The organism is Massilia agri (assembly GCF_024753255.1).
Classification (GTDB): domain Bacteria; phylum Pseudomonadota; class Gammaproteobacteria; order Burkholderiales; family Burkholderiaceae_D; genus Telluria; species Telluria agri.
Map to the genome: position 1 here is coordinate 233,520 of NZ_JANUHA010000006.1, position 14,012 is coordinate 247,531.

Genomic DNA, 14,012 nt, shown 5'->3' on the forward strand with positions numbered 1-14,012 from the left:
TGTTATTGAAGGATGCAAGATTGCACATCCGCTATTTTACAAGCTTGTCGCCCTTGAGCACGGTAACGGACTTAATGAAGATCGGCACCACCGGCACGTTCTGCATGCCGCGCACGTCGTCCACCACCACACCCTTGATCTTGTCCACGACTTCCTGGCCCTTCACGACCTTGCCGAACACGGTGTAGCCGGAACCCTGGTAGTTCGGATAGTCGATGCCCGAGTTGTCGGCCACGTTGATGAAGAATTGCGAGGTGGCCGAGTCCGGGTGGTCTTCGCGCGCCATCGAGATCGTGTATGGCTGGTTCGACAGGCCGTTGTTGGATTCGTTCTTGACCGGCTTGTTGGTCTTGCGGCCCTCGAACTTCTCGTTCATGCCGCCGGCCTGGATCATGAAGCCGTCGATCACGCGGTGGAAAATCGTGCCCTTGTAAAAGCCCTGCTTGACGTACTGCATGAAGTTGGCAACCGTCCTGGGCGCGCGCTCCTCGTCGAGCTGGAGGACGATCTCGCCCATGGTGGTCTTCATCGACACCTGCGGACCCTTGACGACGGGCGCGGCCGGGGCTGCGTCAAGGGTGGGTGCGGCCTGCGGCTCGGCCTGCTGCGCCAGGGCGGCGCCGGACAGCAGCAGGGCGCCTGCGCCCAGGGTCAGGCCCTTGATCAGTGTACGGCGGAAGGAAATGGTCATTCTGGATGCTCTCCTCTGATGGACCCCGGTCAAGGCGGTGTCAAGTCTTTTCCCGAAAAATAAAGCTGAACCATATGCGGCCAGCCGGGATTTTAACAATGCTATACTTTGCGCAGAACGTCCCATTCTATCAAAGAAGAACAACACCCGAGGGTTCAGACGATCCCGACGCTGGCGCGTCCCTGTCCTCACCCTCACCAGAACCTACCCATGAGCCAACTGAAGATCTATAACACGCTCGCGCGTGATAAGCAGGTATTTGTCCCGATGGAAGCCGGCAAGGTCGGCATGTATGTGTGCGGCATGACCGTCTACGACTTCGTGCACGTCGGGCACGCGCGGATGATGATGGCCTTCGACGTCATCTATCGCTGGCTCATGGCCTCGGGCTACGAGGTGAAGTACGTCCGCAACATCACTGACATCGATGACAAGATCATCCGCCGCGCCGTGGAAAACGGCGAGACCATCGGCCAGCTGGTGGAGCGCAACCTCAAGTACCAGAACGAAGACATCGCCGCGCTGAACATGCTGCCTCCGACCCTGGAGCCGCGCGCGACCGAGCACGTGCCGCAGATGCTGTCGATCATCGAGCAGCTCGAGTCGAAGGGCCTTGCCTACAGGAGCGAGGATGGTGACGTCAACTACGCCGTGCGCGGCTTCGAAGGCTACGGCAAGCTCTCCGGCAAGTCGCTGGACGACCTGCGCGCCGGCGAGCGCGTGGATGTGAGCAGCGGCAAGCGCGATCCGCTCGACTTCGTGCTGTGGAAGGCCGCCAAGGAGTCCGAGCCGGTCGAGGCGAAGTGGGATTCGAAGTGGGGCAAGGGCCGTCCGGGCTGGCACATCGAGTGCTCGGCCATGTCCTGCGCCACCCTCGGCGAACATTTCGACATCCACGGCGGGGGTGCGGATCTCCAGTTCCCGCACCACGAGAACGAGATCGCCCAGTCCGAAGGCGCCTTCGGCGGCAATATGGTGAACTACTGGATCCACAACGGCTTCGTGCGCGTGGACAACGAGAAGATGTCCAAGTCCCTGGGCAACTTCTTCACCATCCGCGACGTGCTCAAGAAGTACGACGCCGAAGTCATCCGCTTCTTCATCCTGCGCGCCCACTACCGCAGCCCGCTGAATTATTCGGACGCCCACATCGACGACGCCAAGGGCGCTTTGACCCGCCTGTACACGGCGCTGGCGACCGTCGACATCGACGCCGAGACGCCAGCGGTCGACTGGGACGAGGAACACGCCCTGCGCTTCCGCGAAGCGATGGACGACGATTTCAATACGCCGCTGGCCGTGGCCGAGCTGTTCGACCTGGCTAGCGAGGTGAATCGCAGCAAATCGCTCGATGCAGCCCGCCAGCTGAAAGCGCTGGCCGGCGTGCTGGGCCTGCTCGAACGCGCGCCGCAAGCCTATCTGCAGGGCGGTAGCGAAGGCGGCGACGCCAGTATTGACGACGCCATCGCGCGCCGCGCCGCTGCCAAGAAGGCCCGTAACTTTGCCGAAGCGGACGCCATCCGCGCCGAACTGACTGCCGCCGGGATCATCCTGGAAGACAAGCCGGACGGAACGACGACCTGGCGCCGCGCATAATGGCCGCGCACAAGGACAGGGACACGGCCGCCGTGCCGGAGCTGACCGTCCCCGCCTACTGGGCGGAGGCGAAGGCCGCGCTGATGGAGCGCGACCGCATCATGAACAAGCTCATCCCGCAGATCGGCGACCTGCACCTGCGCGGCCAACCTGATCCTTTCACGACCCTGGCGCGCTCGATCGTGGGCCAGCAGGTGACCCCGAAGGCCGCCGACGCGGCCTGGGCCAAGCTTCTGGCAATCTGCCCGAAGCTGTCGCCCGCACAAGTGATGAAAGCCGGCGCAGGCGAGCTGGCCGGTTGCGGCCTGTCCAAGCGCAAGACCGAATACATCCTGGATCTCGCCGACCATTTCAAGGCAAAACGTGTCCATGCCGACCTGTGGTCGCAGATGGACGACGAGGCCGTCATCGCCGAACTGGTCCAGATCCGCGGCATCAGCCGCTGGACAGCGGAGATGTTTTTGATATTTAATCTGCTCCGGCCGAACGTGCTGCCGCTCGACGACCCCGGCCTGATCCAGGGCATCAGCCAGAATTATTTCTCGGGGGAACCTGTTTCCCGCAGCGATGCGCGCGAGGTGGCGGCCAACTGGGAACCCTGGCGTACGGTGGCAACCTGGTACCTGTGGCGCAGCCTCGACCCAGTATAAACCAGTAGATAAGCCCCATGTCGGCGTCCCGACCCGCCAAGGGTACGGTAGAATACGCCCCAAAATCAGTCCACTGCCGCGCGAACGGAACGTTGCGGCCACGAAATAATCCGGAGGTACAATGACTAAAACAACTTTCCTCAATTTTGAGCAGCCGGTCGCCGAGCTCGAGTCCAAGATTGAAGAGCTGCGCTTCGTGCAGGACGATTCCGCCGTCGACATCTCCGAAGAGATCGACCGCCTGGCCAAGAAGAGCCAGCAACTGACCAAGGACATCTACGCCAAGCTGACCCCGTGGCAAGTGTCGCAGATCGCACGTCACCCCCAGCGTCCCTACACGATGGACTACGTGAACGCGATCTTCACCGACTTCCACGAGCTCCATGGCGACCGCACCTTCGCCGACGACCAGTCGATCATCGGTGGCCTGGCCCGTTTCAACGGTCAGCCTTGCATGGTCATCGGCCACCAGAAGGGCCGCGACACCAAAGAGCGCGCGATGCGCAACTTCGGCATGCCCAAGCCCGAAGGCTACCGCAAGGCCATGCGCCTGATGAAGCTGGCGGAAAAATTCGGCCTGCCGATCTTCACTTTTGTGGATACCCCTGGAGCGTTCCCGGGCATCGACGCGGAGGAGCGCGGCCAGTCCGAAGCGATCGGCCATAACCTCTACGTCATGGCCGAGCTGAAAGTGCCGCTGATCGCCACCATCATCGGCGAAGGCGGCTCGGGCGGCGCACTCGCCATCGCCGTCGGCGACGCGGTGCTGATGCTGCAATACGCGACCTACTCGGTGATCTCGCCCGAAGGCTGCGCCTCGATCCTGTGGAAGACCTCCGAGCGCGCCGCCGACGCGGCCGACGCCCTGGGCCTGACCGCCCACCGCCTGAAAGCCATCGGCCTGATCGACAAGATCGTCAACGAGCCGCTGGGCGGCGCCCACCGCGATCCGAAGCAGATGGCCCAGCTCCTCAAGCGCGCACTGGCCGACACCCTGCGCCAGTTCCAGGGCATGAAGACCAAGGAACTGCTGGACGCCCGTCACGCCAAGCTGATGGCCTATGGCAAGTTCAAGGAAACCCTGCCGCGCGAAGAGTGAGTCGCGCAGCTTGAAGCTTTCCACTTTCGCGCAGGCCATGCTTGGCCTGCGCGCCGCGTATTCCCCCACCTCCATTGCCGTCGCCCTCAGCGGCGGTCTCGATTCGATGGCGCTGCTGCGCCTCGCCCGCGACTGGGCGGCGGAGCAGGGCGTCGCCCTTTACGCCTTCCACGTCCACCACGGCCTGAGCGGGAACGCGGATGCCTGGCTGGCGCATTGCGCCGCTGCCTCTGCTTCCCTCGGCATTGCCTTTGACCATCGCCGCGTGGCGGTAAAAAAGGGCAAGTCGGGCATCGAGGCGGCGGCCCGCAAGCTGCGCTATGCGGCGCTGGGCGAGATGTGCCGCGCCCATGGCGCGAACCTGCTGCTGACGGCTCACCATCTCGACGACCAGGCCGAAACCGTCCTGTTGCAGCTGCTGCGTGGCGCCGGGCCGGCCGGCCTGTCCGGCATGGACGCCGCCAACCGCGCGCCCGGCCTGCTGGGTGACCCGGACCTCGTCATGGCGCGGCCCCTGCTCGGCGTAGCGCGGCAGGAGCTGGAAGCCTATGCGCGGGAGCAGGGCATCGGCTGGGTCGAGGACGAGTCGAACCAGGATCCGCGCCATGCCCGCAATGCGCTGCGCCACACCGTCATGCCGGCGCTCGCAAGCAGCTTTCCCGGTTTCCAGCAGCGCATCGCCCGCAGCGCCGTCCATGCCGCCTCGAGCCAGTGCCTGCTGGACGAGCTGGCCGCCCAGGACCTCGCCGCCTGCCTCGACGGCGACGCGGTCGACCTGGCCCGCCTGCAGCTGCTCAGCCGCGAGCGCGCCGACAATCTGCTGCGCCACCTGTTTGCCGAACGCGGCCTGGCCATGCCGTCGACCGCCTGGCTGGGCGAGATGGTGGCCCAGCTGTTCTCGGCGCGCGAAGACGCGCAGCTGAAGGTCACCCATCCTGCCTGCCACATCCGCCGCCATCGCGGCAAGCTTTACATTACGCCGCGCCTGCCGGATCTCGCAGGCATGCGCGATCCGGACGACGCCGGTGTGCTGGATAAGCCCGGTCAATCCTTCCGCTGGAAGGGTGAGCCGAGCATCGCGTTCCCGGCCTATGGCGGCGTGCTGCATTTTCATGCCGCCGACACCGGATTCGACCCTGCCTGGTTGCGTAACCAGGAGTTGATCATCGACTTCCGCAAGGGCGGCGAGCGCCTGAAGCCGGCAGCCAACCGTCCGACGCGCTCGCTCAAGCAGCATTACCAGGCGCTGGGCGTGCCGAGCTGGGAGCGCGAGCGGGCGCCGGTCGTGAGCACCGATCGTTCCCTGCTGTTCGCCGCCGGGATCGGCATGGATTGCCAGTTTCTGGGGGCGGGGCAGGGGGATCGCATCGCCCTGCGCTGGGCGCCGCAGGCGGAATAGTGGCCCATAGTTTCTATACGAAAAAGGTATTACTTTATTTTCTTTTCGTATAGCTTTTTCTCCCCCGAGCCTTGTGATACTGCGCTGCAGCATGCTAAAGTAAGCATCCCCTTTTGATCTTTCAACAAGCTGGAACCCTTCCTGATATGGCTTTAATTGTCCACAAGTATGGCGGTACGTCGATGGGCTCGACGGACCGTATCAAGAATGTCGCGGCCCGAGTGGCGAAGTGGCATGACGCCGGCCACCAGATCGTTGTGGTGCCGTCGGCGATGTCCGGCGAGACCAACCGCCTGATCGGCCTGGCCAAGGAAATCATGCCGCAACCGGACCCGCGCGAACTGGACATGATCGCCTCCACCGGCGAGCAGGTGTCGGTGGGCCTCTTGGCGATGGCGCTGCTGGCGATCGGCAAGGACGCGGTCTCCTACACCGGCTGGCAGGCGGGCATCCGCACCGACTCCTCGTTCACCAAGGCGCGCATCCAGTCGATCGACGACACCCGCGTGCGCAATGACCTGAACCAGGGCAAGATCGTGATCATCACGGGCTTCCAGGGCATGGACGAAGATGGCAACATCTCGACCCTGGGCCGCGGCGGTTCGGACACCTCGGCCGTGGCGATCGCCGCCGCGCTGAAGGCCGACGAGTGCCTGATCTACACCGACGTCGACGGCGTCTACACGACCGACCCGCGCGTGGTGCACGAGGCGCGACGCCTGTCCAAGATCACTTTCGAGGAAATGCTGGAGCTGGCCTCGCTGGGTTCGAAGGTGCTGCAGACCCGCTCGGTCGAATTCGCAGGTAACTACCAGGTCCCGACGCGCGTGCTGTCGTCGCTGACCGATCCCCTGATGCCGCTGGACGAGGAAGCGAAGTCCGGCACACTGATTTCGTTTGAGGAAGAAAGCAATATGGAACAAGCCGTCATCTCCGGTATCGCCTTTCATCGCGATGAAGCCAAGATCACCATCCTGGGCGTACCGGACAAGCCGGGCGTCGCCTTCCACATCCTGGGCCCGATCGCCGACGCGAACGTCGAAGTCGACATGATCATCCAGAACCAGTCGGTGGACGGCAAGACCGATTTCACCTTCACCGTCTCGCGCAACGACTACGCCAAGGCGATGAGCGTGCTGGAAGCCCAGCGCGAGTCCCTGGGCGCCGCCAAGGTGCTGGGCGATGCGAAGGTGTCGAAAGTGTCGGCCGTCGGCGTCGGCATGCGCAGCCACGTGGGCGTGGCCTCGCAGATGTTCCGCACCCTGTCGGAAGAGGGCATCAATATCATGATGATCTCGACCTCGGAGATCAAGATTTCCGTCCTCATCGACGAGAAATACATGGAACTGGCCGTCCGTGCCCTGCACAAGGCTTTTAACCTCGAGCAAGCTTAACAATTTTCAAAATTTTCGGGCGTGCGTCCTTGACGCAACGTGCACCAGCCCTTAAGATGCGTGCACTCAGCGCTGACTGACAAACAAGTCGGTACTGATTGGAGACGTGGCCGAGTGGCCGAAGGCACTTCCCTGCTAAGGAAGCATACGGCTTATACCCGTATCGTGGGTTCGAATCCCACCGTCTCCGCCAAGTTTTAAAGAAGAAGCCACCGCAAGGTGGCTTTTTCTTTTTTCCTTGAGGTCGCGCCACGGCGCCGCTGTTTTACCGGGTGCGCTGGTCAATGCCCTGCGTAGCGCATCGTCACATCCGCAGTGAGCAGCAGCCCCTCGTCTCCAAAGAGCGGGTCGGTGATGAATCCGAAAATCTGATCGCGCACACGTATCTGAACGTTCATGCGGACATACGTCGGAACGCTCAAGCCGTTACAGGTAATTCCATCGCACTGGGCAGTAGGAGAGGCCCCTATCAAGCCGGGCCGGATTTCATCCAGTTCGGCGTTTGCGATAGCTCGAGCAATGGCCGCCACGCCCGGTTCCAAACCGCCTGTCGATCCTTGAATTTCCATCCTGGAAGCCTGGGAGAGAAAGCGGGCGCCATCATGCGCCGCTTTTTCGGCCACGCTGTAATACCAGAAGATCCGGGCCAGGAAGAGCGGCACGGCGAGGAACAGGATCAACACCGGCAGGATGATCGCTGCCTCGATGGCAACACTGCCCCGCTCGGCCTGCCGGTGTCGTCGAGAAAAAAGTGTCTTCATGGATCTCGCCTTGATGCATGAGGTCTATTGATCAGCGCGCCCTTGCCCAGTCTAGGCGTCGATTCAACCGGTCAGTTGATCTTGCGCAGTTCAACCACGCTTCAGGGAGCGGACTGGAGCCTGCCTCCCCGCTAATCGCCACCCGCGCCTGGCTGCGTTCAATGGCGCCACAGCCTACGTGTTGTGCAGCATGTCTGCTTCATTCCCGATTTTCTGCTCCGCCGCATGCCGTCGGATGGCCTGGGTAGGGCCGGGCTCGTATCGATCGAGGAGAACAAGCCGGAACCAGGCGAATACGGCTGATGTCCAGAGCATCCACACAATGGCTCCTAGAACGAGGGGATGCGGCAGCCGGTCAGTCACCGCGAGCCCGACAGTCATTCCTGCGCAAAGTAGCGATACGGGTGCGACGAGGCTCCGCCGGCAGAGCGCAATGCGGGACCAGGGGAAGAGGAAGGTAAGCAGGACATACGGGATGAATACCGTGATCCATCCACTTCCCGCGGCTATGGCGCCAAGGTAGCCAAGACCTGCCAGGAATAATGAAGCGCGCAAATGAGGTGGATAGCCGGATTTTCCAATGACCTCTACCAGGATCGCGCGCTCGTGAGCGGAAACCACTCGCCAGTGGACGGCAATCCGGCGGTACATCAGCACGATGGCGGTCGCGCCGACTGCTGCGCATGTGAGGGAAGAGAAAGGGTTGGACTCTGCAATGAACAGGATGCCGATCAGTAAAATCATGCCGAAGGAGATGCACACCAAGGCGCTGAAGCCAATATTGCATATCTGAAGATCCCGTTCGTGTTGCTCTCTCATGCTGCGTCCTCCTCAAGATCAAAGGCTTTCCAGCAACAAAGATTGACAAGATTTTGTTCGTCACCCTTGCTTTAGCTCATTTGCAGATCGATCGCTGTCGGCCCGAGAAGACCGACCCGACGTCTCCCGCCATTCCCATGTGGGAAACAGTGTCGGAGCCCGAGCGATATCCAAGTCAGATTGCGTGATGTCAATTGATTGAAGCTAAGGGCTCACTAGACTTGCTGATAGGTGTTCGGAAGGCGTGGTGTTTCCGAAGGAGGCAGCATGGGCATGAACAGGGGCACGCCCCGCATGCGGCATGACATTCATGTCGCATTCAGGCGTCCGGATCGTCAACACGGCGCCATCGGAATCATGGCCGTCGGGGCCATTATTATCCTGTGCGGGTTCTGCAGCCTGGCGCTGGACCTTTCTCGTGTTTATAACCGGAAGATGGAACTGCAGAGCGTGGCGGACGCCGCCGCAGTGAGCGCCGCAATCGAGCTCGACGGAACGAGGGCCGGACTCACCAGGGCGGCGCAGAAGGCAGCCTCACTGTTTGCAATCCCTGTGGTGTACGGCGGTCCCAGTTACGGATACGTTGCAGAATCGATGGACTGGTCGGATGACGCCATCAGATTCGCCGCCTCACCTGATGGCCCATGGCTGTCGAGTGGCGAGGCCGCTTCGAGAAGCGTTCCCAATGGTCTCCTGTATGCCCGCATCGATACCGGGGGGCTGGATCCGGCGTACGGACAAGTGCAGACCGTGTTCCTGCCCGTTGTTTCCACGGGAGGGGCACTCACCTCGACAGCTGCGCGCGCCGTGGCTGGCCCGACTGCGCTTGGCGTCATGCCATTCGGAATATGTGCGATGGACGACGACGAAAAGCGCAACCGTGGTGGCGAGCTGGAGGAGTACGGGTTCAGGCGTGGCGTGAGCTATGACCTCATGCAGCTCAATTCCGAGTCCACGGGCGCGGGACAGACCTTCCTGATCCATCCTTTTGCCGGCCCAGGCGCCGCCTCGACGGCGCCAAGCAACTTCAATACCGTCGCGCCTTCCGTCTGTACCGGGATGATGGGGATGTCGCGGATCACGGGAGGGAGGGTCTCGGTCGTGTCGCCATTCCCCCTCGGTGACTACTACGAACAGTTCAACTCGCGCTTCGATTCCTATACCGCGCCATGCACACCCGATACCGCGCCCCCCGACAGGAACATCAAGCCCTACAAGTTCGACGATGGCAGCGTGTCGTGGATGACGACGGCGCCCGGGGCCCAGGCATCGGTCGTCTATCAAGACAGCGCCAATCAGAAGCGCTGGACCGTTGCAGGTCCCTACCCGTCACCGCCCGGGACCAGCGGCGAACAGTACGGCCCGCTGTGGACCTATGCCAAGGCGGTCCGATATGCCGACCCGGCGCCAGTAGGAGGCTATGTCGCGTTCGCCACATCGAGCTGGAAAGACCTGTACACGCCGGGCGAGCCCACCGCCAAATCCAGTTATCCGTCCTCGTCGCCTTATCTGACTGGCGGAACGACATATGGTCGGACACCCACCCACACCGGCGTGCGTGACAGGCGGGTGCTGAATATTCCCTTGCTGTCTTGCCCGGTTGCGGGAAACAGCGCGACCGTGCTTGGAATCGGCAGATTCTTCATGACCGTGAAAGCCGACGATACCCATTTGTACGCCGAGTTTGCCGGCCTGGCAGAAGAGCAGACGCTTCGCACCCGAGTGAGGCTCTATCCATGAGAACACCTTTCTGCCAAGCCTACAGGCGAACGGTCCGAACGAAACAGCAGGGCGTCGCTGCTGTGGAGTTCTCGTTCGTGGCCATTGTCTTCTTTCTGATCTTCTTCGGCATCGTTGAAGTGTCGCGCGCGATGTACATCATCAATACGCTGCAGGAGGTAACGCGTCGCGCAGCCGCGCTTGCGACGAACACCGATTTCAGCAATGCGGCAGCGATGCAGGAGGTACGCCAGCGCGCCATCTTCCGCGACTCGCCAGGCGTGCTGCTGTTTGCACAGCCGGTCGCGGACACGCACATCGTCATCGACTACATGTGGATACGGCGTGCAGGGGACACGATGACGATGGTGCCGATCCCGGCGGCATCCCTGCCGGCAAGCCCGGCAGCCAACTTCGCGAACTGCCTGGGCGACCCCTACAGCGAAGGTTGCATACGGCTGGTGCGCGTGCGCGTGTGCCAGACCGCCAGTGCCGATGATTGTGATCCGGTCGGGTATCAGAACCTGGTGTCGCTGGTGCCGCTTTCGTTCGGCCTGCCGGTATCGATGACGATCGTGACAGCCGAGACACTGGGAATGCCTGCGGGCGTTCCCTGCGAATGCACGTGACCGGCGGCGGCCAGCGGTCGACACCATCGACGCTTACTGCGCCTTCTCCCACTGCACGACGGTCACCGCACCGTTCACCCGTTCGGCCGCGAAGCGGATCCTGTCGCCGACCTGAACCTGGTCCAGCATCGCCGCATCCTTCACGCGCAGGACCATGGTCATCCCGGCCATGTTGAGGTTTTTGATTTCTCCGTGGCGCAGGGTGATCTTGCCGGCTTCCTTGTCGATCTTCTTCACTTCGCCGTCGGTCAGATCTGCCGCTGCGGGCGCTTCCTGGCCCGCAGCTGCCGCGCCATGCCCTGCATGGGAGTCTTGTGCACATGCGATGGCGCTTGCTGCAGTCATTACGAGAGCCAGGGTCAGTTTCGAGAAAGCGTTCATGGTGTCTCCTTGTCGGGTTGTTTCAGTTGTCATGCCTGAAAATCAATGATGGCCCTGGTGGCCCCTGGGTTTGCGCACCGTGACTTCGACCTCGGGCGTTTTTGCCGCAGGCATGGATTGTCCGCCTGCATCCTGCTGGCGCACCGCCGCCGGCGCTTCGCCCTTCCATTCATATGCCACGGTACCGGCCGGGTGCTTGTACCAGCCGGGATCCCTGTAGTCGCCGGCTTTCTGGTCCTTGCGCACCTTCAGCACGGTGAACATGCCGCCCATCTCCACGCCACCAAAGGGGCCCTGGCCCGTCATCATCGGCAAGGTGTTGTCCGGCAGCGGCATCTCCATGTCGCCCATCGAGCCACCTTTCTCGCCCATGACCATGTAGTCCGGCACCAGTTTCGTGATCTTCTCGGCGACGCCGCGGTGGTCCACGCCGATCAGGTTCGGGACGTCGTGGCCCATGGCGTTCATGGTGTGGTGCGACTTGTGGCAGTGGAAGGCCCAGTCGCCGGGTTCGCTTGCCACGAACTCGATGGCGCGCATCTGGCCCACGGCGACATCGGTCGTGACCTCCGGCCAGCGCGACTCCGGCCGGGTCCAGCCGCCGTCCGTGCCGGTGACCTCGAACTCGTGTCCGTGCAGGTGGATCGGGTGGTTGGTCATTGTCAGGTTGCCCACGCGGATGCGTACACGGTCGTTCTGGCGCACGTTCATCGTGTCGATACCCGGGAACGCACGGCTGTTGAAGGTCCAGATATTAAAGTCCAGCATTTCGTTGACGCGTGGCGTGTAGCTGCCCGGCTCGATGTCGTAGGCGTTCAGCAGGAAAACGAAATCGCGGTCGACCCTGTGCTGGGCCGGGTTCTTCGGATGCGTGACCCAGAAACCCATCATCCCCATCGCCATCTGGACCATCTCGTCCGCGTGCGGGTGGTACATGAAGGTGCCCGGGCGCCGGGCGACGAACTCGTAGACGAAGGTCTTGCCTGGCTGGATGCCCGGCTGGGTCAGGCCCGTCACGCCGTCCATCCCGTTTGGCAGGCGCTGGCCGTGCCAGTGGATGCTGGTGTGCTCGGGCAGCTTGTTCGTCACAAAGATGCGCACGCGGTCGCCCTCGACCACCTCGATGGTCGGCCCCGGGCTCTGGCCGTTGTAGCCCCACAGATTGGCCTTCATGCCGGGCGCGATCTCGCGCACGACCGGTTCGGCGATCAGGTGGAACTCCTTGACGCCATTGTTCATGCGCCAGGGAAGGGACCAGCCGTTCAGGGTGACTACCGGATGGTAGGGGCGGCCATTCGGCGGCGGTGGCGGCGGCTGGGTCGCCGCGCTGTTCATGATGGGCGCTTCGGGCAGGGTGGCCGCGCCGGCGCGGCTGACCAGTCCGGCGCCGACCAGCGCTGCGGCGCCGGTAAAGAAATCTCGACGAGTAGACATGTTCTATTCCTTGTCAGTGTTCGGGTGCTTGCGCAGACGCGGAGGCCGTCAGTGCCACCGTCGATCCGCCGCTGCCGTTGATGGCGGCCTGCAGCTCGGTTTCCGCGATCCAGAAATCGCGCTGCGCTTCGATCGCGGTGTTCACCCCGGTGATCTGGGCGCGTGCATCGGCCAGCAGCTCGAAGACGCTCATGAGCATCCCGTTGTAGCGAAGCAGGGTTTCTTCAGAAATTCTCTTCTGCTGAGGCACGACTTCGTCGCGGTAATGCCTGGCGACGTCATAGGTCGTCCGGTAGGCGGAGTACGCTTCGCGCACCTGCGAGCGTGCGGTGACGGCGGTGTGGGCGGCGCGGTGCACCGACTGCATGTAGAGCGCCTCGGCTTTCGCCACGCGGGCGCCGCCCCAGTCGAAGATCGGCAGGGCCAGCTCGATTTCGTAGCCGTTCTCGCGCGGCGCACCCGACTTGCTTGTGTTCGCATAACCGGCGTCGAGCACGTTGATCACGCCGGTCGCCCTGGTGAGACCGAGCGCGCGGGCAGTGGATTCGGCATCCAGTGTCGCGAGCTGGACGTCGAGCCGCTGCCGCATCGCCTGCGCTTCCACGTTGCCCGCTTCGCGCGCCGCTGCCGGAAGATCGGGAAGCCTGTCGGGGAGGGTGAACGCGGTCTGCGTACCCCATACCCCCAGCAGGCGGGCGAGCTGCTCGCGCGCGGCCGTCGCCCTGTGCCGCGCACGCGCGAGCTGGGCGGTGGTTTCGGCCGAGAACACCTGTTCCCTGGCCTGGTCGAGGGCGCTCAGGTTGCCGGCCCTGGCCATGCGCTGGGCCAGTTCGGCGCTGGCCTGGGCGGCGTCACGCACCTGCTCCGCATAGCGCGCCGACTGGGCCGCGGCTACGGCGTTGAACCAGGCCTTGCGCGTGTCGGCGGCGAGGCGCACCGCGTCCGTCGCGGCGACCAGCTGCGCGCCCCGGAAGCGGCGCGCTTCGATATCGCGGCGAATCGGCATGGTGAGCAGGCCGACCAGGTCGAACATGACGCCGCGCTCGATCTCCGTCTCGCCGCCGCCCGACATGCGGCTGAAGCTGAAAGCCGGATTGCGCATGCGTCCCGCCTGGACGAGATCGGCTTCCGCCACGCCGAGGCCGGCGAGCGAAGCGCGCAGGCCGCGGTTGTTGAGCAGGGCCACGCGCACGGCGCCGTCTGCGGTGAGGGGCGCCTGCAGGAGCCGGTCGAGTTCCGCCCGGGCCGTGTCGCCGTCGTCGCTTGCCTTCGGCAGGCGGACGTCCTGGCCGCTGCGTGCCGAGGCCATGGTCGATACCGCATCGAGACCACCGTCCCGGGAGAAGGTGGCGCAGCCGCCCAATACAAGCGCGAGCACGCCGGCCGTAATGGCGCGGAGCAGGGGTGGCGAAGTCTGTATAGTCATCGTCTTGCCTCGGA

13 protein-coding genes and 1 tRNA gene are annotated in these 14,012 nt (G+C 63.3%); 8 read left to right on the plus strand and 6 right to left on the minus strand.

Annotated features, from left to right (window positions below; genetic code table 11):
• Positions 1-31: 31 nt before the first annotated feature.
• Complete coding sequence (locus tag NX780_RS11435; RefSeq protein WP_258827982.1) at positions 32-691, minus strand: peptidylprolyl isomerase; 660 nt, start codon at positions 689-691, stop codon at positions 32-34.
• A 210-nt stretch (positions 692-901) separates the two neighbouring features.
• Between NX780_RS11435 and cysS the strand changes: the two genes are divergently transcribed.
• The 6 genes from cysS (at position 902) to NX780_RS11465 (ending at position 7,022) form a co-directional block, all read left to right on the plus strand.
• Complete coding sequence (gene cysS / locus NX780_RS11440) at positions 902-2,287, plus strand: cysteine--tRNA ligase (protein WP_258827983.1); 1,386 nt, start codon at positions 902-904, stop codon at positions 2,285-2,287.
• Complete coding sequence (locus tag NX780_RS11445) at positions 2,287-2,937, plus strand: DNA-3-methyladenine glycosylase family protein (protein WP_258827984.1); 651 nt, start codon at positions 2,287-2,289, stop codon at positions 2,935-2,937. The genes cysS and NX780_RS11445 overlap by 1 nt, the downstream gene beginning before the upstream one ends.
• 121 nt (positions 2,938-3,058) lie before the next feature.
• Positions 3,059-4,036 (plus strand): acetyl-CoA carboxylase carboxyltransferase subunit alpha, encoded by a 978-nt coding sequence (locus tag NX780_RS11450; protein ID WP_258827985.1) that lies wholly within the window; start codon positions 3,059-3,061, stop codon positions 4,034-4,036.
• A gap of 37 nt (positions 4,037-4,073) precedes the next feature.
• Entirely contained in the window at positions 4,074-5,435 is a 1,362-nt protein-coding gene (tilS, locus tag NX780_RS11455; RefSeq protein WP_258828035.1) for a tRNA lysidine(34) synthetase TilS, read from the plus strand.
• Positions 5,436-5,581: 146 nt separating this feature from the next.
• A complete protein-coding gene (locus tag NX780_RS11460) occupies positions 5,582-6,829 on the plus strand; it encodes an aspartate kinase (RefSeq protein WP_258827986.1) in 1,248 nt (415 codons plus the stop codon).
• Between the two features lie 100 nt (positions 6,830-6,929).
• Positions 6,930-7,022: transfer RNA gene (locus NX780_RS11465), tRNA-Ser, on the plus strand.
• Between the two features lie 88 nt (positions 7,023-7,110).
• Here the strand turns inward: NX780_RS11465 and NX780_RS11470 are convergent.
• Both NX780_RS11470 and NX780_RS11475 read right to left on the minus strand, forming a co-directional pair.
• On the minus strand, positions 7,111-7,590 hold the full coding sequence (locus tag NX780_RS11470; RefSeq protein ID WP_258827987.1) for a TadE/TadG family type IV pilus assembly protein: 480 nt from the start codon (positions 7,588-7,590) through the stop codon (positions 7,111-7,113).
• A 174-nt stretch (positions 7,591-7,764) separates the two neighbouring features.
• A complete protein-coding gene (locus NX780_RS11475; protein ID WP_258827988.1) occupies positions 7,765-8,409 on the minus strand; it encodes a hypothetical protein in 645 nt (214 codons plus the stop codon).
• Between the two features lie 267 nt (positions 8,410-8,676).
• On the opposite strand from NX780_RS11475, the gene NX780_RS11480 reads away from it, so the two are divergent.
• Positions 8,677-10,149: a pilus assembly protein TadG-related protein gene (locus tag NX780_RS11480; RefSeq protein ID WP_258827989.1), complete on the plus strand. Its 1,473-nt coding sequence runs from the start codon at positions 8,677-8,679 to the stop codon at positions 10,147-10,149.
• On the plus strand, positions 10,146-10,757 hold the full coding sequence (locus NX780_RS11485; protein ID WP_258827990.1) for a TadE/TadG family type IV pilus assembly protein: 612 nt from the start codon (positions 10,146-10,148) through the stop codon (positions 10,755-10,757). Before NX780_RS11480 ends, NX780_RS11485 begins: the two co-directional genes overlap by 4 nt.
• Before the next feature lie 33 nt (positions 10,758-10,790).
• Here NX780_RS11485 and NX780_RS11490 read toward each other — a convergent pair whose 3' ends face one another.
• From NX780_RS11490 to NX780_RS11500, 3 genes are read right to left on the minus strand one after another with little or no spacing between them, the layout of a single operon-like run.
• On the minus strand, positions 10,791-11,138 hold the full coding sequence (locus tag NX780_RS11490; protein ID WP_258827991.1) for a copper-binding protein: 348 nt from the start codon (positions 11,136-11,138) through the stop codon (positions 10,791-10,793).
• Positions 11,139-11,180: 42 nt separating this feature from the next.
• Positions 11,181-12,572, minus strand: a complete 1,392-nt coding sequence (locus NX780_RS11495) for a multicopper oxidase family protein (RefSeq protein WP_258827992.1) — start codon at positions 12,570-12,572, stop codon at positions 11,181-11,183.
• 13 nt (positions 12,573-12,585) lie between these two features.
• On the minus strand, positions 12,586-13,998 hold the full coding sequence (locus NX780_RS11500; protein ID WP_258827993.1) for a TolC family protein: 1,413 nt from the start codon (positions 13,996-13,998) through the stop codon (positions 12,586-12,588).
• Between the last annotated feature and the right edge of the window lie 14 nt (positions 13,999-14,012).

What these genes read in the sequence shown, in the direction of transcription:
- NX780_RS11435 (WP_258827982.1), bottom strand. Translation starts at nt 691, where the DNA reads ATGACCATTTCCTTCCGCCGTACACTGATCAAGGGCCTGACCCTGGGC.
- cysS (WP_258827983.1), top strand. Translation starts at nt 902, where the DNA reads ATGAGCCAACTGAAGATCTATAACACGCTCGCGCGTGATAAGCAGGTA.
- NX780_RS11445 (WP_258827984.1), top strand. Translation starts at nt 2,287, where the DNA reads ATGGCCGCGCACAAGGACAGGGACACGGCCGCCGTGCCGGAGCTGACC.
- NX780_RS11450 (WP_258827985.1), top strand. Translation starts at nt 3,059, where the DNA reads ATGACTAAAACAACTTTCCTCAATTTTGAGCAGCCGGTCGCCGAGCTC.
- tilS (WP_258828035.1), top strand. Translation starts at nt 4,074, where the DNA reads ATGCTTGGCCTGCGCGCCGCGTATTCCCCCACCTCCATTGCCGTCGCC.
- NX780_RS11460 (WP_258827986.1), top strand. Translation starts at nt 5,582, where the DNA reads ATGGCTTTAATTGTCCACAAGTATGGCGGTACGTCGATGGGCTCGACG.
- NX780_RS11470 (WP_258827987.1), bottom strand. Translation starts at nt 7,590, where the DNA reads ATGAAGACACTTTTTTCTCGACGACACCGGCAGGCCGAGCGGGGCAGT.
- NX780_RS11475 (WP_258827988.1), bottom strand. Translation starts at nt 8,409, where the DNA reads ATGAGAGAGCAACACGAACGGGATCTTCAGATATGCAATATTGGCTTC.
- NX780_RS11480 (WP_258827989.1), top strand. Translation starts at nt 8,677, where the DNA reads ATGGGCATGAACAGGGGCACGCCCCGCATGCGGCATGACATTCATGTC.
- NX780_RS11485 (WP_258827990.1), top strand. Translation starts at nt 10,146, where the DNA reads ATGAGAACACCTTTCTGCCAAGCCTACAGGCGAACGGTCCGAACGAAA.
- NX780_RS11490 (WP_258827991.1), bottom strand. Translation starts at nt 11,138, where the DNA reads ATGAACGCTTTCTCGAAACTGACCCTGGCTCTCGTAATGACTGCAGCA.
- NX780_RS11495 (WP_258827992.1), bottom strand. Translation starts at nt 12,572, where the DNA reads ATGTCTACTCGTCGAGATTTCTTTACCGGCGCCGCAGCGCTGGTCGGC.
- NX780_RS11500 (WP_258827993.1), bottom strand. Translation starts at nt 13,998, where the DNA reads ATGACTATACAGACTTCGCCACCCCTGCTCCGCGCCATTACGGCCGGC.